This window comes from Glutamicibacter nicotianae (assembly GCF_006539525.1).
GTDB classification, from domain to species: Bacteria; Actinomycetota; Actinomycetes; order Actinomycetales; family Micrococcaceae; genus Glutamicibacter; species Glutamicibacter nicotianae.
Genome location: NZ_BJNE01000001.1, coordinates 28865 through 47156 on the forward strand (window position 1 = coordinate 28865; position 18292 = coordinate 47156).

Annotated in this window: 15 protein-coding genes; 11 read left to right on the plus strand and 4 right to left on the minus strand. The window is 62.9% G+C overall.

The window, feature by feature from the left end; all coding sequences use genetic code 11:
• Window positions 1-352: 352 nt before the first annotated feature.
• From ileS to ndk, 4 genes are read left to right on the plus strand one after another with little or no spacing between them, the layout of a single operon-like run.
• Window positions 353-3613 carry an isoleucine--tRNA ligase gene (gene ileS / locus ANI01nite_RS00130; RefSeq protein WP_141355225.1) on the plus strand — a complete coding sequence of 1087 codons (3261 nt, stop codon included), beginning with the start codon at window positions 353-355 and terminating at the stop codon, window positions 3611-3613.
• A 56-nt stretch (window positions 3614-3669) separates the two neighbouring features.
• On the plus strand, window positions 3670-4965 hold the full coding sequence (locus ANI01nite_RS00135) for a bifunctional folylpolyglutamate synthase/dihydrofolate synthase (protein WP_371858926.1): 1296 nt from the start codon (window positions 3670-3672) through the stop codon (window positions 4963-4965).
• A complete protein-coding gene (locus ANI01nite_RS00140) occupies window positions 4965-5396 on the plus strand; it encodes a DUF4233 domain-containing protein (protein WP_038990837.1) in 432 nt (143 codons plus the stop codon). Before ANI01nite_RS00135 ends, ANI01nite_RS00140 begins: the two co-directional genes overlap by 1 nt.
• Window positions 5397-5436: 40 nt before the next feature.
• Entirely contained in the window at window positions 5437-5853 is a 417-nt protein-coding gene (gene ndk, locus ANI01nite_RS00145; protein ID WP_038990838.1) for a nucleoside-diphosphate kinase, read from the plus strand.
• 63 nt (window positions 5854-5916) lie between these two features.
• Here the strand turns inward: ndk and ANI01nite_RS00150 are convergent, their stop codons facing one another.
• From ANI01nite_RS00150 to ANI01nite_RS00165, 4 genes are all read right to left on the minus strand, one after another.
• Entirely contained in the window at window positions 5917-6108 is a 192-nt protein-coding gene (locus ANI01nite_RS00150; protein ID WP_038990840.1) for a hypothetical protein, read from the minus strand.
• Window positions 6109-6462: 354 nt separating this feature from the next.
• Window positions 6463-7764, minus strand: coding sequence for an AI-2E family transporter (locus tag ANI01nite_RS00155; RefSeq protein ID WP_141355227.1), 1302 nt, complete (start codon window positions 7762-7764; stop codon window positions 6463-6465).
• 254 nt (window positions 7765-8018) lie between these two features.
• Window positions 8019-8606, minus strand: coding sequence for a GNAT family N-acetyltransferase (locus ANI01nite_RS00160; protein ID WP_073706135.1), 588 nt, complete (start codon window positions 8604-8606; stop codon window positions 8019-8021).
• 269 nt (window positions 8607-8875) lie between these two features.
• Window positions 8876-9499, minus strand: coding sequence for a vitamin K epoxide reductase family protein (locus tag ANI01nite_RS00165; protein ID WP_141355228.1), 624 nt, complete (start codon window positions 9497-9499; stop codon window positions 8876-8878).
• Between the two features lie 606 nt (window positions 9500-10105).
• Between ANI01nite_RS00165 and ANI01nite_RS00170 the strand changes: the two genes are divergently transcribed.
• The 7 genes from ANI01nite_RS00170 to ANI01nite_RS00200 all read left to right on the plus strand — a co-directional run bounded on the left by ANI01nite_RS00170 (window position 10106) and on the right by ANI01nite_RS00200 (window position 18292).
• Window positions 10106-12943 (plus strand): Rne/Rng family ribonuclease, encoded by a 2838-nt coding sequence (locus ANI01nite_RS00170; protein WP_141355229.1) that lies wholly within the window; start codon window positions 10106-10108, stop codon window positions 12941-12943.
• 227 nt (window positions 12944-13170) lie between these two features.
• Window positions 13171-13479 carry a 50S ribosomal protein L21 gene (gene rplU, locus ANI01nite_RS00175; protein ID WP_073706138.1) on the plus strand — a complete coding sequence of 103 codons (309 nt, stop codon included), beginning with the start codon at window positions 13171-13173 and terminating at the stop codon, window positions 13477-13479.
• Window positions 13480-13528: 49 nt separating this feature from the next.
• The gene (gene rpmA / locus ANI01nite_RS00180) at window positions 13529-13783 is read left to right on the plus strand and encodes a 50S ribosomal protein L27 (RefSeq protein ID WP_013349162.1); all 255 of its coding nucleotides are present in this window, start codon (window positions 13529-13531) and stop codon (window positions 13781-13783) included.
• A 124-nt stretch (window positions 13784-13907) separates the two neighbouring features.
• On the plus strand, window positions 13908-15497 hold the full coding sequence (gene obgE / locus ANI01nite_RS00185) for a GTPase ObgE (RefSeq protein ID WP_066138591.1): 1590 nt from the start codon (window positions 13908-13910) through the stop codon (window positions 15495-15497).
• A 3-nt stretch (window positions 15498-15500) separates the two neighbouring features.
• Window positions 15501-16658 (plus strand): glutamate 5-kinase, encoded by a 1158-nt coding sequence (proB, locus tag ANI01nite_RS00190; RefSeq protein WP_038990846.1) that lies wholly within the window; start codon window positions 15501-15503, stop codon window positions 16656-16658.
• Window positions 16659-16674: 16 nt separating this feature from the next.
• Window positions 16675-17961 carry a glutamate-5-semialdehyde dehydrogenase gene (locus ANI01nite_RS00195; RefSeq protein WP_121866903.1) on the plus strand — a complete coding sequence of 429 codons (1287 nt, stop codon included), beginning with the start codon at window positions 16675-16677 and terminating at the stop codon, window positions 17959-17961.
• Window positions 17962-18079: 118 nt separating this feature from the next.
• Window positions 18080-18292 carry a hypothetical protein gene (locus tag ANI01nite_RS00200; RefSeq protein ID WP_038990848.1) on the plus strand — a complete coding sequence of 71 codons (213 nt, stop codon included), beginning with the start codon at window positions 18080-18082 and terminating at the stop codon, window positions 18290-18292.

Genomic DNA, 18292 nt, shown 5'->3' on the forward strand with positions numbered 1-18292 from the left:
AAATGCAGGCAACGGAGATTTCCCTGCATCAGCCCCTTTCCTCGGTGCTTGGGCCACAAGGCTGTGAGCCTGAACTCATTGCCATCTTGGGTGATCTGGGAATTTTCACCACGCGCATCACGCGGTACGATATAAGGACTGCGACTTCGATCCGGCTATCACCGGTGAGTCTTCGGAAGAACCGCGAACCTCGGGTTTGCCCAGTAGAACCGAACGGGACCAGCCCGTCACAGCTGATGATAAGTGGTTCTCCGCGATTCAGGCGGGGGATAAGCGGGGTGGTACCGCGGCATTATCGCCGTCCTCGTAGGCAAGGATTTATCGACCCTACGCTTGAAGGACGGCCCATTCGATGAGCTTCTACCCGAAGGTCACTACAGACCCAACCGGTTCGACCCCGGCTTCACCGCGATTCCCAGAACTTGAGAAGCGCGTCCTCGAATACTGGAAGAACGACAACACGTTCCAGGCCTCCATCGACCAGCGCGAAGGCGAAGAGTTCGTCTTCTACGATGGCCCTCCCTTCGCCAACGGCCTGCCGCACTACGGCCACCTGCTCACCGGCTATGTCAAGGATCTCGTCGCCCGCTACCAGACCCAGCGCGGCAAGCGCGTCGAGCGCCGCTTCGGCTGGGACACCCACGGCCTGCCAGCCGAGCTGGAAGCCATGAAGCAGCTGGGCATGACCGACAAGAAGCAGATCGAAGCCATGGGCATCGACAAGTTCAACGACGCCTGCCGCACCTCGGTGATGAAGTACGCCGACGAGTGGAAAGAGTACGTGAACCGCCAGGCCCGCTGGGTCGACTTCGAAAACGACTACAAGACCCTGAACGTCGAGTTCATGGAATCGGTCATCTGGGCTTTCAAGCAGCTGTCCGACAAGGGCCTGACCTACCAGGGCTTCCGCGTGCTCCCGTATTGCTGGAAGGACGAGACGCCGCTGTCCAACCACGAGCTGCGCATGGACGACGACGTCTACAAGAACCGCCAGGACCAGACCGTTACCGTCGGCTTCACCATCCTTGCCGGTGAGACCGAAGCATCCAAGGCCCTGGCCGGCGTGCAGGCCCTGGCCTGGACCACCACCCCGTGGACCCTGCCGACCAACGAGGCGCTGGCCGTGCACCCGGACATCGAGTACGTCGTTCTCCCAGCCGGCGAAGCTGGCGTGAAGGCCTCTGCCGCCGCCGGCCCATTCCTGCTGGCCCGCGACCTGCTCGGCTCCTACGCCAAGGACCTGGGCTACAAGGACGCCAAGGAAGCCGCCGCCGCGGTCACCGCCAGCTACACCGGCGCCGACCTGGCCGGCGTGCGCTACGCCCCGCTGTGGGACACCTACACCGACACCGAGAAGTACGGCACCGAAAACGCCTGGCAGATTCTCACCGCCGACTATGTCACCGTGGCCGACGGCACCGGCATCGTGCACCAGGCTCCGGCCTACGGCGAGGATGACCAGAAGGTCTGCGAAGAGCACGGCATCCCGGTGATCCTCTCGGTGGACGAGGGCGCCAAGTTCCTGCCGGTCTTCGCCGGCGGCCCGCTGGCCGACATCGTCGGCGTGCAGGTCTTCGATGCGAACAAGACCATCACCAATGTGCTCAAGGACGAGGCCAAGCTGGTCAAGCAGGCTTCCTACGAGCACTCCTACCCGCATTGCTGGCGCTGCCGCACCCCGCTGATCTACCGCGCGATCTCCTCGTGGTACGTCGAGGTCTCCAAGTTCAAGGACCGCATGGTCGAGCTGAACGAGCAGATCAACTGGATCCCGGGCAACGTGAAGCACGGCCAGTTCGGCAAGTGGCTGGAAAACGCCCGCGACTGGTCGATCTCGCGCAACCGCTACTGGGGTTCGCCGATCCCGGTCTGGGAATGCTCGGGCGCCGAGTGCACCCACCGCGAGGTCTTCGGGTCGCTGGCCGAGCTGAAGGACTTCTTCGGCCGCCTGCCGGTGAACCACGAAGGCCAGCCGGATCTGCATCGCCCGTTCATCGACGAGCTGACCCGCGCCCACGAGGGCTGCGCCGAAGGCGGCACGCTGACCCGCGTGGAAGACGTGCTCGACGTCTGGTTCGACTCCGGCTCGATGCCCTACGCCCAGGTGCACTACCCGTTCGACAACCAGGAATGGTTCGATTCCGGCCACCACCCGGCGGACTTCATCGTCGAGTACATCGGCCAGACCCGTGGCTGGTTCTACACCATGCACGTGCTGTCCACCGCGCTGTTCGACCGCCCGGCCTACACCAACGTGATCTCCCACGGCATCGTGCTCGGCTCGGACGGGCAGAAGATGTCCAAGTCTCTGCGCAACTACCCGGATGTCACCGAGGTCCTGGACCGCGACGGCTCGGATGCGATGCGCTGGTTCCTGATGGCATCGCCGATCCTGCGCGGCGGCAACCTGGTGGTCACCGAGCAGGGCATCCGCGATGGCGTGCGCCAGGTGCTGCTGCCGCTGTGGAATGTCTGGCACTTCTTCAACCTGTACACCAACTCCGCCAACAACGGGGCAGGCTACGAGGCCAAGCGCTCGATGGACTCCACCGACCCGCTGGACCAGTACATGCTGGCTGCCACCGGCCAGCTGGTGCGAGAGGTCACCGAGGCGCTGGATTCCTACGAGGTATCCGATGCCACCGAGGCGGTGCGCCACTACATGGACACGCTGACCAACTGGTACGTGCGCCGCTCGCGCCAGCGCTTCTTCGACGAGGACACCCAGGCCTTCGACACCCTGTACACCGCGCTGGAAACCCTGGTGAAGGTCACCGCTTCGCTGCTGCCATTGGCCAGCGAAGAGATCTTCCGCGGGCTGACCGGCAAGCGCTCGGTGCACCTGGAAGACTGGCCGGATGCCGAGCAGTTCCCGGCCGACGCCGCGTTGCTGGAAACCATGGAAACCACCCGCAAGATCTGCTCGGTGGGCTCCTCGCTGCGCAAGGCCAAGAACCTGCGCGTGCGCCTGCCGCTGGCCGAGCTGAAGGTTGTGCTGACCGATGCCGCCCGCCTGGAGGGCACCTACGCATCGATCATCAAGGACGAGCTGAACCTGAAGGCAGTGACCCTGATCGACGCCGAGGGAGTGGACGCTGCCAGCTACGGCATCAGCCAGCAGCTGGTGGTCAACGCCCGTGCCGCCGGCCCGCGCCTGGGCAAGAACGTGCAGCAGGCGATCAAGGGCGCCAAGTCCGGTGACTGGTCCGTCGCCAACGGTGTTGTCACCGCCGGCGGCCTGGAACTGGCCGAGGGCGAATACACCCTGGACACCGTGGTGGATGCGGCCGGCGAGATCGCCGCGGCGGTCATCGATGGCGGCTTCCTGGTGCTGGATACCGAGGTCACCGAGGCGCTGGCCGCCGAGGGCACCGCCCGCGACATGATCCGCTCCATCCAGTCCGCCCGCAAGGACGCGGACCTGCAGGTTTCGGACCGCATCCGCACCGTGATCACCGCCAGCGCGGCCACCATCGCGGCGCTGGAAGCCAACCGCGAGCTGGTGGCCGGCGAAACCCTGAGCGCGCAGCTGGAGCTCGTCGCCGACGATTCGGCCCAGGGCGAGCAGGTTGCCGTGGCCAAGCTGGATTCCGGCAAAGTCGAGGCCAACTAGTGAGCGAACTGGACCGCGTCTACGCGCAACTGCTGTCCCGGGCCCCGGAGAACAAGATGGAGCCGCGCATGGCTCCAATGTTCCGGGCCGTGGAGATCCTCGGCGAGCCCAACAAGGCCTGCCCGGTCATCCACATCACCGGCACCAACGGCAAGACCTCGACCGCACGCATGATCGAATCGCTGCTGATGGCGCACGATCTGCGCACCGGCCGCTACTCCTCGCCGCACCTGATTTCGGTCACCGAGCGCATCGCCATTGACGGTGCGCCGGTGGAGGACGAGACCTTCGTGCGCGTATGGGATGAGATCAGCCCGTTCCTTGAGATCGTGGACGCCGAGCTCGTCGAGCGCGGAGAAAACAAGCTGACCTACTTCGAGGCTGTCACCATCCTCGCCTTCGCGGTCTTCGCCGAGGTCCCGGTGGATGTGGTGGTGCTCGAAGTGGGCCTGGGCGGCATCACCGATGCCACCAACGTGGCCGATGCCGATGTCTCGGTGATCACCCCGATCTCGCTGGACCACACCGACCTGCTCGGGGACACCCCGGGGGAGATCGCCGAGGAGAAGGTCGGCATCCTCAAGCCCGGAGGCTACCTGGTCTCCTCGGTGCAGCCGGTGGACGCGGCCGACGTGCTGCTGGCCCGTGCCCGCGAGCTCGACGTGCCGGCGGCCTTCGACACCCTGGACTTCAAGCTCATCGAACGCCAGCATGGCGTGGGCGGGCAGCTGCTGTCCATCCAGGGCCAGGCCGCCCGCTACGACGAGATCTTCCTGCCGCTGTTCGGCGCCCACCAGGCGCAGAACGCCACCGTGGCCTTGGCCGCGGTGGAGGCATTCCTCGGCGGCGGACAGCGCGAGCTGAACGCCGACCTGGTCCGCGACGGCTTCGCCGCGGCGACGAGCCCGGGCCGACTGGAACTGCTGCGTGCGGCCCCGAGCATCCTGGTGGATGCCGGGCACAACCCGGACGGCATCCGCGTCACTGCGGAAGCGATCAAGGAATCCTTCGGCTTCACGCGTCTGGTCCTGATGGTCGGCATCCTGCAGGAGAAGGACGCCGAGGCGATGCTCTACACCCTGCGCGAGGAATACGGGGACATGGTCGAGGACATCTGCATCACCCAGTCCTCCTCGCCGCGAGCCATTCCCGCCGGCGAGCTGTCCACCCTGGCCATCGATGCCGGCTGGCCGGAAGCTGACATCCACGTCACCGAAAACCTGGAAGACGCCATCGAGTGGTCCGTTGGCCGCGCGGAGGCAGGCAACGACCTGTCCGGCGGAGTGCTGGTCACCGGTTCGATTACACTGGTGGGCGAGATTTCACTATTGCTCAAGGGAGGCAAGCCCTAATGGCCAAACTCACCCGTGCCCAGCGCGAGTGGCGACCTGGGATGAAGAAGAAGCAGCGTTCCACGAAGATGATGTTCGCATCCACCGTGCTGGTCTGCGAGGCGCTGCTGGCGGTGTTCGTCACCCTCGCGGCCTTCGGGCTCAAGCGCGGCGAACCCGCAGTGGTGCTCAGCCTCGGCGCTGCCGTGGCGCTGCTGTGCATCTTCAACTGCGCCCTGCTGGGCAAGAAGATCGGCTACATCATCGGCTGGATCCTGCAGGTAGTGTTCTTCCTGAGCGGCTTCATCCTGGTGGACATGTTCTACCTGGCCGCGGCGTTCGCCCTGTGCTGGTGGTTTGCGCTGTCCAAGGGCGAGGAAATCGACGTGGAAAACAAGCGCCGTGCCGCCGCCCAGGAAGCCTGGGAAAAAGCCAACCCCGAGCAAGCCTAAGATTCCAAGAAGTACATCAACGATACGAAGAGGTAGTCACATGACTGAACGTACCCTGATCCTGGTCAAGCCAGATGGCGTCAAGCGCGGCCTGACCGGACAGATCCTTGCCCGCATTGAAGCCAAGGGCTACACCATTGCCAAGCTGCAGCAGCTGGAAGCTACTCGAGAGCTGCTCGCCGAGCACTATGCAGAGCACGAAGGCAAGCCGTTCTACGAGCCGCTGGTGGAGTTCATGCTCTCCGGTCCAGTGGTGGCGATCGTGGCTGAAGGCCAGAGCGTCATTGCAGGCTTCCGTTCGCTGGCCGGCACCACCGACCCGACCACCGCAGCCCCAGGCACCATTCGTGGCGACTTCGGCCGCGACTGGGGCCTGAAGGTCCAGCAGAACCTGGTCCACGGCTCGGACTCCGTTGAGTCCGCAGAGCGCGAGATCGGCATCTGGTTCGGCAAGTAAGCTGATACGCAAAAATCCCGGCAGCCATGGGCTGCCGGGATTTTTGATACCTGAAAGCGGAACCTAGAACCAGTCATCCAAACTGTCCTGGGCGAGCGCGGACGGTTGCTGTACCGAACTTCCGGACGCCTGCGCGGCCGAGTCCAGTGGCAGCTGCTCCGCGGCACCGATCCTGACCACCTGATGGCGGTCGGCGATCGGGCCGACGGTCAGCGAAAAATACTTATCTGCTCCGTCATTGCTGGATTCCAGCACGTGGATACCTCCCAGTCTTCAGTACGCGTTAGCGCATTGATTGCGGGCGAAGCATGGCGCGGGATTCTCCCTGTTGGGGAAAACGAAGACATTCAGCAAAACTTCTCAAGGTGCTTGCGCATCCCGCGTCGCTCCACTTCCATCACTTCAGTCACATTAAACACAGAAACAACACGCACGGCAACGCGGTATTAGCCATCCACGCTCTGCTCGCAGCGTGAAAACCCTGGAAATTCAGGGCTGGAAGGGCGCATGAACTCCTTGAGAATTATTTGGAAATAATTCGAACGACAGCATTAAGTGGCGTAAGGAAGGGGCGCCCCTGCAATGCAGGAGCGCCCCCACTGGCGACAATTACGCAGAATCCTGAGGGGATTCCATGTGCTGTTCCCTGTGCTTCTCCTTGGCTTCGAGCTTTTCGATAGCCGCGTCCTCTTCGCTGATTTCAACTTCGGACTTGATGTCTTCACTGGCTTCAGCCACCGCATCGGACTTGTCGCGCCCGGTCCACACCTTGATCACCGCCCACGCTGCCGCAACCAGCGGCACCGCCAGGACGGCGCCAACGATGCCAGCCAGGACGGTGCCAGCGGTCAGCGCCATCAAGACGACCAGCGCATGCAGGCTCAGGGCATTGGCCATGACGACCGGCTGGAGGAAGTTGCCCTCCAGCTGATTCACCAAGATCACCGCGGCAAGCACGATTAGCGCAATCACTGGACCGTTGGTCACCAAGGCGATCAGCGTGGCCAGGATTCCGGCAACCGTAGCACCGACCATCGGGACGAAGGATCCGAGGAAGACGATGACACCCAGCGGGATGGCCAAGGGCACCTGCACGATCAGCAATGTTGCGGTGATGCCCAAGGCATCTACCGCGGCCACGGTGGCAGTACCGCGGATGTAGCCGCCGAAGGTGCGCAGGGCACGATCGCCGGAGAAAATCCACTTGTTGCGGTAGTGGCGTGGAGTCCACGACACGGCAAAGGCCCAGATCTTGTCTCCGTCCTTCAGGAAGAAGAACAGGATCACCAGAAGCAGGATCAAGCCAGTGACGAAGCTGCCGGCGGCGCTCAGCGTGTTCAATGCACCGGTGCCAAACTGGGAACTGGTCAAGAATCCGGTGATTGTTTCAACGACGCTATCGATCTGGCTCTGGTCGATGTTGAACGGCATCGTGCCGATGAAGCCCTGGACCATCTCATTGAGCTGGTTGAAACCCTCGACAGCTTGGTCAACGAGCTTTGGCCATTCCCTGATGACCGAGAAGACCAGGCCGGTGCCGATGCCTCCTAGGATCAAGAGCGAACCGAGGAATACGATCCATGCTGCCAGCATCGGTGAAACGATTTTGCGCAGTTTGACGACAAGTGGCCATAGCGCGCAGGAAATGATGACGGCCAGCAGTGTCGGGATCACGATCATGGTCAAGCGGAGCATGCCGATGATGAGGAATGTTGCCAGAGCGCCAACGATCAATAGCTGCGCGCTGCGGATGCCCAGTCGGCCTAGCAAGTCGGTCCACAAGCTGGTGACAGTGAATTCTGGTTTGGCGTCCTTGGCCGGAACGCGGTGGTGCTCGGCAGGTGTCGGCTTGTCATCTTGAGACTGGTTCTTCGACAACGCGGCGAGCCTGACCTTACGGAAAAAAGCCATAGTCGCTCCTTGTAGCTGGTTCTGATAGCTCTAACAATAGGCTAACGACTTGACAAGGTTCCGGGGCAACACCGCAAGACTGATTATTTAGTGTTGGCTAGGCCAATAGAACCTGCTTCTGCACCATTAAGCCGAAGATTCCTGCAACTATTGGCTGATTTTACAAGCGCTCTGGAGGCAAGCTCATGCAAAGCAACGGGGCCGCGCGCCGCGCGGCCCCGTTGCTTTCAAATCTTGTTCGCTGCCTCTCCGGGCTATTTGGCGCTGAAGTATTCCTTGGCCAGCAGCCCCATGATGATCTTGTCGTGGAACGAGCCGTCGTGGAATCCGGCTTGGCGCACCCTGCCCTCTTCACGGAATCCTGCGCGGTTGAAGGTGCGTAGCGCGCGCTCGTTGTATGCCCAGACGTTCAGGCCGATGCGGTTCAACCCCATTTCGCGGAAGCCGTAATCGATGATCATCTTGATGGCCATTGTGCCGTAGCCCTGGCCAACATTGGATCCGCCGATCATGATCATCAGCTCGGCAGAACGCGCTGGAGCGTTGTATTCGTACAATGCTGTGTGCCCAATCAGCGTATCGTCGGGAAGCGTGATCGACAGTCCAACGCCGTCGGTGGTGCCCCGGTTGATGCTCCGGGACTTGAAGAGTTCTGCGGCCTCGGTGACCGGGTGGGGAAGTACCAGGTTGCCTTGTAGGGCCATGAACTCCGGACTGTTCCACCATTGGGTGAGGAATGCAAGATCTTCCTCTTGCAGTTCACGCAGCCGTATGTGTTCGGAAATTAGCAGATTAATTCCGTAGTCTTGGGCATTTTCTGTGTTCCATATGTCACTTGCCATGCATCCAATCTACCGGGTCTAGCTGAGCGGTGCCCGGAAAATCATTCTTGGTGAACCCGTGCAGGCGCCGCCATGTGTCCTATAAGCGCTAGTCGCAGCGGGAATTGGGATTCCTTTGCGCATTGGCGCGCCGGGGGCAACAAATAGTGGTACAAGGTCTGGACATGACCTATTTGGCCGGCGGGGTGGGGCGGAGTGCCGGGAACAGCACTGCGGGGCCGTCACCGAAGTGGCGGCCCCGCAGGTACGTGAGGAGATCTGGAGTTGTTCTACCCGAAGAAGGCGTGCGGGAAACGCAAGACGACCGATGCGGCGAGGAGCACCCAGATGATAGCGGTGATGATCCAGCTCCACTCGCTGAAGAACTTCTTCACGCCGGGGCCTGCGGGAATCACGCCGGTGAGCACATTGCGTGCGGTAGTGAAGACGAACAATGGAATCGTCATGACCCAGACGACCATGCAGTATGGGCACAGTGCATTGATTTCGTAGAGGGCCTGGGACCAGAACCAGACCACCAACCCCATGGCCGCCGTCACGCCCAGCTGGAAGCACAGCCAGAACCAGCGCTTCAGGTTGCTTGCGCCGGCAAGCAGGGCGAAGCCGATCGTGATTACCACTGCGAAACAGACAATCCCGAAAAAGGGGTTGGGGAAACCGAAAATGCCTGCTTGCTCGGATTTCATCACGGTGCCACAAGAGATCCAGGGATTAACATCGCAACTGGTGATGTAGTCGGGGTTCTTGTAGAGCTCCAAGCGTTCCAGAACCAGGATTCCGGCGGCGAGCCAAGAGACCAACCCGGTAACGATGATGAACAGACCGAAGCCGCGTTCCTTAGCCCACCAGGGCAACACGCCCGAGCCGCGGCTATTTTCTAGTGATGAAACCATGTTTTGACTATTCCATAAGTTCATAGGAAAGCGGGTAATTCCGCCGTGGGCTTTTTCATCCTAGGAAGCGTTTCTGTGCAACAGGTGAGAAGCAATGAACAAGGCGTGAACGAAATATGAGAGAATGTAAATGGTTGTTCGCGGATCCACAGTCTGCTTTCAACCCGACGACAGACTTTTGAAACGACAGATCGACAGGCGATGCATCGCTTCGGTTGAGTGCCCAATATGTGCGCCTCCCGAGGGAATACCGCGGATCGTAGGGCTGCAAAGGAAAGCAGCCGGTTTTCTTAGGCCACGTTGATCCGCAGGATTTGCGCATGGTTCAGAATTTTGGACCTGCGTTGAACCCGCGGAAAATAGCGAGCTTTTGTGTCCGGCCTTCTGGAAGTCAGGTAGGCCAAGCGACACGTGATGATTGTAGTTTCAGCGACGGCGCCGTCTGTGGAGGATGCCGAAGCGGGACATAGTAGGAGTACGCGAATTTAAATGAGCGCAGCAAATCAACGAAAGGGTGGAGCGCAAGGTAATAAGCGGGGCAACCGTTCAACTCGAGCCCGCCGTACCAGTGTTTCAACCACGCCTGCGCGGCCACTGCGTCGCGCCATGACCTTGGCCGAACTCAATGCCGCTGCCGGTGTCGAGGAAAGCCCATACCGCTGGCGGGCCACCCGCCGCACCCAGGTTTCCACGCCCGATTCCTCCAAGCGGGCCAGCCGCCAAGCAGAACGCCGTGCCCAGGAGGCACGCGATGCCGCCAATGACGCGTCCGTCGAGCTTGCCGCAGCCAAGCATGAAGACGTACAGGCGCAGAACGCCGAAGCAGCTGAAGCTGCCGAGCAGGAAGCTGCTCCGGTGGAAGAGGCGAACGACGTTGACCAGACCGGCATGCTGCTGGCCGAACACGGCAGCAGCATGATCCTCAATCCGTTTGCCGTGCCGGAAACCGCCCAGGCTGTGCTGGCCGCCGCCGTCGCGAAGAAGCAGGAACCTGCCCGCCGTGCCGCTGCCTCGAATTCCGCTGAAGACGCCGATTCAGACGACGTGACCTCGCGTCGCCGTCGCCGCCGTCGCCGTGGCGACGTGGATCTGGAGCTCGAAGGCGGCTCGCAGGATGATCCGCCGAACACCGTCACCCGCGTACGTGCTCCGCGTGGAAGCATCGAGAGCCACAGCTCGGTCAACAACAAGGTCGCCTCGGTGCGCGGTTCCACCCGCCTGGAAGCCAAGCGCCAGCGCCGCCGCGAATCGCGCGAAACCGGACGCCGCCGCCAGGTGATCACCGAGGCCGAGTTCCTGGCCCGCCGCGAGTCCGTCGAGCGCAAGATGATCGTGCGCCAGCGCGAAGACCGCATCCAGATCGGCGTGCTGGAAGACGGCGTGCTCGCAGAGCACTTCGTCTCCAAGACCCAGCAGGATTCGCTGATCGGCAACGTGTACGTCGGCAAGGTGCAGAATGTGCTGCCGTCCATGGAAGCCGCTTTCGTGGATATCGGACGCGGCCGCAACGCCGTGCTGTACGCAGGCGAAGTCAACTGGGATGTGGCAGCGCTCGAAGGCGCGCCACGCCGCATCGAGAACGCATTGAAGGCCGGCGACTCGGTCCTTGTCCAGGTCACCAAGGACCCGGTAGGCCACAAGGGTGCCCGCCTGACCAGCCAGATCTCGCTGCCGGGCCGCTACCTGGTCTACGTGCCGGGCGGTTCGATGACCGGCATCTCGCGCAAGCTGCCCGATGTTGAGCGCCAGCGCCTGAAGAAGATCCTCAAGGACCACCTGCCGGAAAACGCTGGCGTCATCGTGCGCACCGCCGCCGAAGGCGCCTCCGAGGAGGAGCTGACCAACGATATCAACCGGCTGCGCGCGCAGTGGGAAGGCATCGAGGAACAGGCGAACTCCACCAAGACCCTGGCTCCGGAACTGCTGTACTCGGAACCTGACCTGACCATCAAGGTAGTCCGCGACGTCTTCAACGAGGACTTCACCAAGCTGATCGTCTCGGGCGAGCACGCCTGGGACACCATCGAGGCCTATGTCATGTACGTGGCCCCGGATCTGATGGGCCGCCTGGAGAAGTGGGAAGCCGAAGAGGACATCTTCGCCAATTTCCGCGTGGACGAGCAGATCGCCAAGGCACTGGACCGCAAGGTCTTCCTGCCTTCGGGCGGCTCGCTGGTCATCGATCGGACCGAGGCGATGACTGTCATCGACGTCAACACGGGCAAGTTCACCGGTTCGGGCGGCAACCTCGAAGAGACCGTGACCAAGAACAACTTGGAAGCGGCCGAGGAAGTCGTGCGCCAGCTGCGCCTGCGCGACATCGGCGGCATCATCGTCATCGACTTCATCGACATGGTGCTTGAGTCGAACCGCGACTTGGTGCTGCGCCGCCTGGTCGAGTGCCTGGGCCGCGACCGGACCAAGCACCAGGTGGCCGAAGTGACCTCGCTGGGGCTGGTGCAGATGACACGCAAGCGCATGGGCACCGGACTGCTCGAAGTCTTCGGCGAAGAGTGCGAGCACTGCGCTGGTGCTGGCGTCATCACCCACGACGAGCCGGTCGAATCGCGCAAGTCCTTCAACTCGCATGGCGAAGCGCATGGCAAGAAGTTCAACGACAAGCCAAGCCGCAATTCCCGCCGCCGTCGCGGCGGCGAGAAGGACGAGCAGAAGCCGGTTGAGAAGCAGGACCAGGCAGCAGGGGAGAAGGATGAAGCCACGCGCAACGCCCTGGCCAGCATCGCCGCCGCCTCGCACCTTGACGGCCCTGCTGATAACGCAGTGAGCATCGAGGGCGAGCAGATTCCGGTGACGAAGTCCGTGGTCCCCGCACAGGCCACCGCGGCCCCTGCGCAGGCCGCCGAGGCTTCGGTGACCCTGGAGGCCCTGGAAGCCGCCTTGCCTGGCAAGGAAGAGTCCAGCGAAGAGCACGATGGCAGCCGCAAGCCGCGCCGCCGTTCGCGCTCCCGCGGACGCAACCGCAACCAGGCCGAGGAAAGCGCTTCGACCAACGAGGACGCACAGGCCAGCCAGGAACAGCAAGCTGCTCCTGAACCTGTTGCTGCCCCGAAGTCCGAAGAGCAGCCTCGCAAGCGTTCGCGCCGTGCATCGCGTCCGCAGGAGTCGGCGCAGCAGGACCAGCCGGTGCTTACCGGCCTGGCCATGCCAGCTGCCAGTGCTCCTGCCGCTGCAACTGCACCTGCTTCCGCTCCGGCTGCCGCCACGGCAACCCCGCAGATTTCCACGAAGCCAAAGCGCCGCAGTCGTCGGGCCACCTCGGTCCAGGGCGATGCGACGGCAGAGGTCCTCGTGGCAGAGGTATCCGCCGCTACCGGTTCGGTAGTCCAGATGGATGCCTCCGGTTCGAAGAAGGAAAAACCAGCTGAGTCTGCCGGGAATCCGGTCATGCTCGGTGTGGGTGTTCCGGTACGCGAACTGAAATAGATGAACTTGATCACGCTTCCCACGCTGGGGCAGTTTGTATTTGCTCCAGCGGTGGGGACTAGCGTAATCTAGTTGATCGGTGCTAAACGCCAAGATCACGGACTTTTGGTCCGCTCGGCGTCAAGGCACAAGCGCATGAGATCCCCGGATCGCATCCACTATGTGGGTGTTCGGGTCGATATCTGCGCCGGTAAGACAATAAACGTCGAGTAGAAGTGAGTACCCACGTGGTGTACGCAATTGTCCGCGCAGGCGGCCACCAGGAGAAGGTTTCCGTAGGAGACCTCATCACCGTTGACCGTCTTCAGGCTGCCCCAGGCAGCTCCATCGAGCTTCCAGCTTTGCTGTTGGTAGATGGCGAGAAGGTAACTTCCGCAGCTGCCGATCTGGCTAATGTCAAGGTCACCGCTGAGGTTGTAGAAAACCTTCGCGGCGAGAAGATCGTTATCCAGAAGTACAAGAACAAGACCGGTTACAAGAAGCGCCAGGGCTTCCGTGCCGCTCTGACCAAGGTCAAGGTCACCTCGATCGCCTAATTCAGGCAATCGTAGAATCCATTTTTTGTAGCGAAAGAGGCTAAAAGGCATGGCACATAAGAAAGGTGCGAGTTCCACTCGCAACGGTCGCGATTCCAACGCACAGTACCTAGGCGTAAAGCGCTACGGTGGTCAGGAAGTCAAGGCAGGCGAAATCATCGTTCGCCAGCGTGGCACCCACTTCCACCCAGGCGCCGGCGTAGGCCGTGGCAAGGATGACACCCTGTTCGCATTGGCTGCTGGCGCAGTCGAGTTCGGCACCCGTCGTGGTCGCCGCGTGGTGAACATTGTGGCTGCTGCCTAATTCAGGTATCAGGCAAATTTTTTAGTACACAAGGGGTGGGCCGATTTCGGTCCGCCCCTTGCGTGCATAGTTAGACTTTTAAGCGAGTATCCCTCGCAACCCCGTACTAGGAGTAGATGGCCCCGTGGCTGCATTCGTTGATCGCGTAACCCTTCATGTCACCGCAGGTAATGGTGGCCACGGTTGTGTGTCCATCAAGCGTGAGAAGTTCAAGCCGCTTGGCGGTCCCGACGGCGGCAACGGAGGCAAGGGCGGAGACATCATCCTGCGCGTCGACCCCCAGGTCACCACGCTGCTGGACTTCCACCACCTGCCGCACCGCAAGGCCGGCAACGGAGAACCGGGCAAGGGCAGCCTGCACCCGGGCAAAAGCGGCGAGGACCTGGTCCTCGGCGTACCTGCCGGCACCGTCATCAAGACCAAGGACGGCGACATCCTCGGTGACCTGGTCAATCCGGGCGACGAATACATCGCAGCCATCGGCGGCATGGGCGGCCTGGGCAACGCAGCCATCGCCTCGGATAAGCGCAAGGCCCCGGGCTTCGCATTGCTGGGCATCCCTGGCACCAGCCAGGACATCGTCCTGGAACTGAAGTCCATGGCCGATATCGCCCTCGTGGGCTACCCCTCGGCCGGCAAGTCCTCGCTGATCGCCGCCCTGTCCGCGGCGCGCCCGAAGATCGCCGACTACCCCTTCACCACGCTGGTGCCCAACCTGGGAGTGGTCGAAGCCGGCGAAACCCGCTTCACCGTCGCCGACGTGCCCGGCCTGATCCCAGGCGCTTCCGAAGGCAAGGGGCTGGGCCACGAGTTCCTGCGCCACGTCGAGCGCTGCGCGGCGATTGTGCACGTGCTGGATTGCGCCTCGCTGGAATCGGACCGCGACCCGATCAGCGACCTGGAGATCATCGAGTCGGAGCTGGCCAATTACGAGGCCGATTCCACCTTCGCCGGCACCGATGGCACCATCGTGCCACTGATCGACCGCCCGAAACTGATCGCGCTGAACAAGGTCGACATGCCGGACGGCGCTGACATGGCCGAATTCGTTCGCCCGGAATTGGAGAAGCGCGGCTACCGCGTCTTCGAGATCTCCGCGCTCTCGCGTAATGGATTACGCGATCTGTCCTTCGCTATGGCTGAATTGGTAGAGCAGGCCCGTGCCGAACAGGTGGTTGAAGCCCCTGTCGTCGAGGTGCCTGTGATCCGTCCGCGCGCAGCCAAGCGCGTCGAATTCACCATCCGCCGCGAGGAGCAGAACCTTGAGCCGATGTGGCGGGTGATTGGCGAGAAGCCGGAACGCTGGATCATGCAGACCGACTTCCGCAACGATGAAGCCGTAGGCTACCTGGCCGACCGCCTGGCCAAGCTGGGCGTCGAGACCCAGCTGTTCAAGTCCGGCGCCAAGCCGGGCGACGCGGTGATCATCGGCGCGGAGGACGACGCAGTGGTCTTCGACTGGGAGCCGACCATGGCTGCCGGTGCCGAACTGCTCGGCGGCAGCCGGCGCGGCGAGGATATCCGCCTCGAGGACCGCGGCGATCGCAAGACCCGCGAGGAGAAGCGCGCCGAGCACGAGGAGCGCAAGGCCGCCAAGGCGGCCGCCCGCGCCGAGCTGGAAGCCGAGCGCAAGGCCGGCATCTGGACCGAATCCGTGGACGCCAAGTACGGACGCAAAACTGCTGAACCAAAGGCAAACCAGGAGGAAAATTAAAGTATGAGTGAAAGCGCCACTAAGACAATTTCAGCCATTACCTCGCCCCACCAGCTGCCGCAAGCCAAGCGGCTGGTCATCAAAGTGGGATCCAGCTCGTTGACCACGGTCAGCGGCGGGATATCGCACGAGCGGCTGAAGTTCCTGGTGGACACGCTCGCTGAAACCTTGCGCAACGGAACCGAGGTCATCCTCGTTTCCTCCGGCGCGATCGCCGCCGGCCTGGCCCCGCTCGGGTTGGCCAAGCGTCCCAAGGACCTGGCCACCCAGCAGGCCGCCGCCGCCGTCGGCCAGGGCCTGCTGCTGGCGCAGTACACCCAGCTGTTCGACGAGTACGACCAGCGCGTGGGCCAGGTGCTGCTGACCGCCGATGACCTGATGCGCCGCTCGTCCTACACCAACGCGCTGCGTTCCCTGGTCCGCCTGCTGAACCTGGGCGTGCTGCCCATCGTGAACGAAAATGACGCGGTAGCCACCCGCGAAATCCGCTTCGGCGACAACGACCGGCTCGCCTCACTGGTAGCCCACCTGGTCAAGGCCGACGCACTGCTGCTCTTCTCCGACGTGGACTCCGTCTACGACGCGCACCCGGACGACGGCGGCAGCCGCATCACCACCATCGAGCACCCCGACGAGCTCGAAGCCGTGGACCTGGGCACCCCGGGTGCGGCCGGGGTGGGCACCGGCGGCATGATCACCAAGGTCGACGCCGCGACCCTCAGCTCCTCGGCAGGCATCCCGACGCTGGTGACCAGCACCGACAATGCGGCCAAGGCGCTGCGCGGAGAGGACGTGGGCACCTGGTTCGCCGCCCGCAACTCCCGGCGCTCGGCCCGCGACGTCTGGCTCGCATACCTGGCCAACATCGAAGGCAAGCTGATCCTGGATGCCGGCGCGGTCAAGGCCATCGCCAGCGGCACCAACTCGCTGCTGGCCGCCGGCATCACCGCGGTGCGCGGGGAATTCGAAGCCGGCGACGCCGTCGAAATCTGCGATGCCAAGGGGACTCCTTTCGCCCGCGGGCTGGTGAATTTCGACTCCCACGAACTGCCCGACATGCTGGGTCACAGCACCACAGAGCTGGTGGAAGAACTAGGCGCAGGTTACGACAGGTCGGTAGTGCATGTCGATGATCTGGCTTTGATCGAACCCATTTTCTAGAATGAGGAGCATGAGTATGGACGCCGTAAACACCGAAGCAACGACCACCGACGTCACCACCTCGGTCCATCAGCTGGCCGATCGCGCACGCCGCGCCTCGCGGATCCTCAAGCGCGCCAACCGCGACTGGAAAGACCGCGCCCTGGCCGCCATGGCCGCGCGCATCGACGAGAACCGCTCGATGATCCTGCGCGCCAACGAGCAGGACTTGGCCTCGGGCCGCGCCAATGGCACCTCCGAAGCACTGCTTGACCGGCTGAAGCTCGATGGCCCGCGCATCGACGGCCTGATCGCCGCGCTGCATGAGCTCGCCGGGCTGCCCGACCCGGTAGGCCGCGTGGTGCGCGGCGAAACCCTGCCCAACGGCCTGCGCATGCGCCAGGTCAACGTGCCGCTGGGCGTCATCGGCACCATCTACGAAGCCCGTCCCAACGTCACCGTGGACATTGCCGGCCTGGCGCTGAAGAGCGGCAACGCCGTGCTGCTGCGTGGCGGCTCGGCCGCGCTGAACTCCAACCAGGCGCTGGTCGCGGTGATCCGCGACGCGCTGGAGTCCGTCTCCCTGCCGCGAGACATCGTGATCTCGGTCGACGAGTTCGGCCGTGCCGGCGCCGACGCCATGATGGGCGCGCGCGGAAAGATCGACGTGCTCATCCCGCGAGGCGGCCGCGAGCTCATCCAGCGCGTGGTCACCACCGCCAAGGTCCCGGTCATCGAAACCGGCGAAGGCAATGTGCATATCTTCCTCGACGCGAGCGCCGACGAGGAAATGGCGGTGGACATCCTGCTCAACGCGAAGACCCACCGTCCCAGCGTCTGCAACACCGTGGAAACCCTGCTGGTCCACAAGGATGCCGCCGCCGCCCCGGCAGTGCTGCAGGCCCTGTCCGCTGCCGGCGTGAGATTGCACACGGACGATCGTGCCGCCGCACTGGTTCCGCAGCTGCAGACCATCCCCGCGGGGGAGGAGGACTGGGGCAACGAGTACCTGGACCTGGACATCGCGGTGAAGGTCGTCGACGGCATGGACCAGGCCCTGGAGCACATCCGCGCCTACTCCACCGGCCACACCGAGGCGATTGTCACCTCTTCGCTGGCCGCCTCCGAGCAGTTCGTCGCGGAGATCGACTCGGCCGCCGTGATCGTCAACGCCTCCACCCGGTTCACCGACGGCGGGCAACTGGGCCTGGGCGCCGAAGTGGGCATCTCGACCCAGAAGATGCACGCCCGCGGCCCGATGGGCCTGGCCGAACTGACCACGACCAAGTGGATCGTCCAAGGCGACGGACATATCCGGAAATAGTTTCTGACCGCCCTTTTCGGTACGATGTAGAAGAAACGTACCGTTACTTTTCGAGCCGCCGCTCCAGCCGCCCTGGCTGGTGGCGCAGCGGGCTCGTGAAAACGACTGGAGAATTATCTTGAACGCGCTGATTTTGGCTTCCGAAGCCGCTTCCACCGGCATGGACCCTCACACTTTCGCTGTGATCATCGGTGGTGGCATCTTCGCAGCACTGATGATCCTGCTGTTGATCACCGTGTCCTACACCAACGTAGGCAACCGCCACGACGCCAAGCCTGAGCCAGAGGACACCCACCGCCAGTTCAAGACTCACGTACCGCATAGCCACTAG

Excerpts from the sequence above, each read along its gene's own strand:
- ileS (WP_141355225.1), top strand. The coding sequence starts at position 353 with ATGAGCTTCTACCCGAAGGTCACTACAGACCCAACCGGTTCGACCCCG.
- ANI01nite_RS00135 (WP_371858926.1), top strand. The coding sequence starts at position 3,670 with ATGGAGCCGCGCATGGCTCCAATGTTCCGGGCCGTGGAGATCCTCGGC.
- ANI01nite_RS00140 (WP_038990837.1), top strand. The coding sequence starts at position 4,965 with ATGGCCAAACTCACCCGTGCCCAGCGCGAGTGGCGACCTGGGATGAAG.
- ndk (WP_038990838.1), top strand. The coding sequence starts at position 5,437 with ATGACTGAACGTACCCTGATCCTGGTCAAGCCAGATGGCGTCAAGCGC.
- ANI01nite_RS00155 (WP_141355227.1), bottom strand. The coding sequence starts at position 7,764 with ATGGCTTTTTTCCGTAAGGTCAGGCTCGCCGCGTTGTCGAAGAACCAG.
- ANI01nite_RS00160 (WP_073706135.1), bottom strand. The coding sequence starts at position 8,606 with ATGGCAAGTGACATATGGAACACAGAAAATGCCCAAGACTACGGAATT.
- ANI01nite_RS00165 (WP_141355228.1), bottom strand. The coding sequence starts at position 9,499 with ATGGTTTCATCACTAGAAAATAGCCGCGGCTCGGGCGTGTTGCCCTGG.
- ANI01nite_RS00170 (WP_141355229.1), top strand. The coding sequence starts at position 10,106 with ATGACCTTGGCCGAACTCAATGCCGCTGCCGGTGTCGAGGAAAGCCCA.
- rpmA (WP_013349162.1), top strand. The coding sequence starts at position 13,529 with ATGGCACATAAGAAAGGTGCGAGTTCCACTCGCAACGGTCGCGATTCC.
- proB (WP_038990846.1), top strand. The coding sequence starts at position 15,501 with ATGAGTGAAAGCGCCACTAAGACAATTTCAGCCATTACCTCGCCCCAC.
- ANI01nite_RS00195 (WP_121866903.1), top strand. The coding sequence starts at position 16,675 with ATGGACGCCGTAAACACCGAAGCAACGACCACCGACGTCACCACCTCG.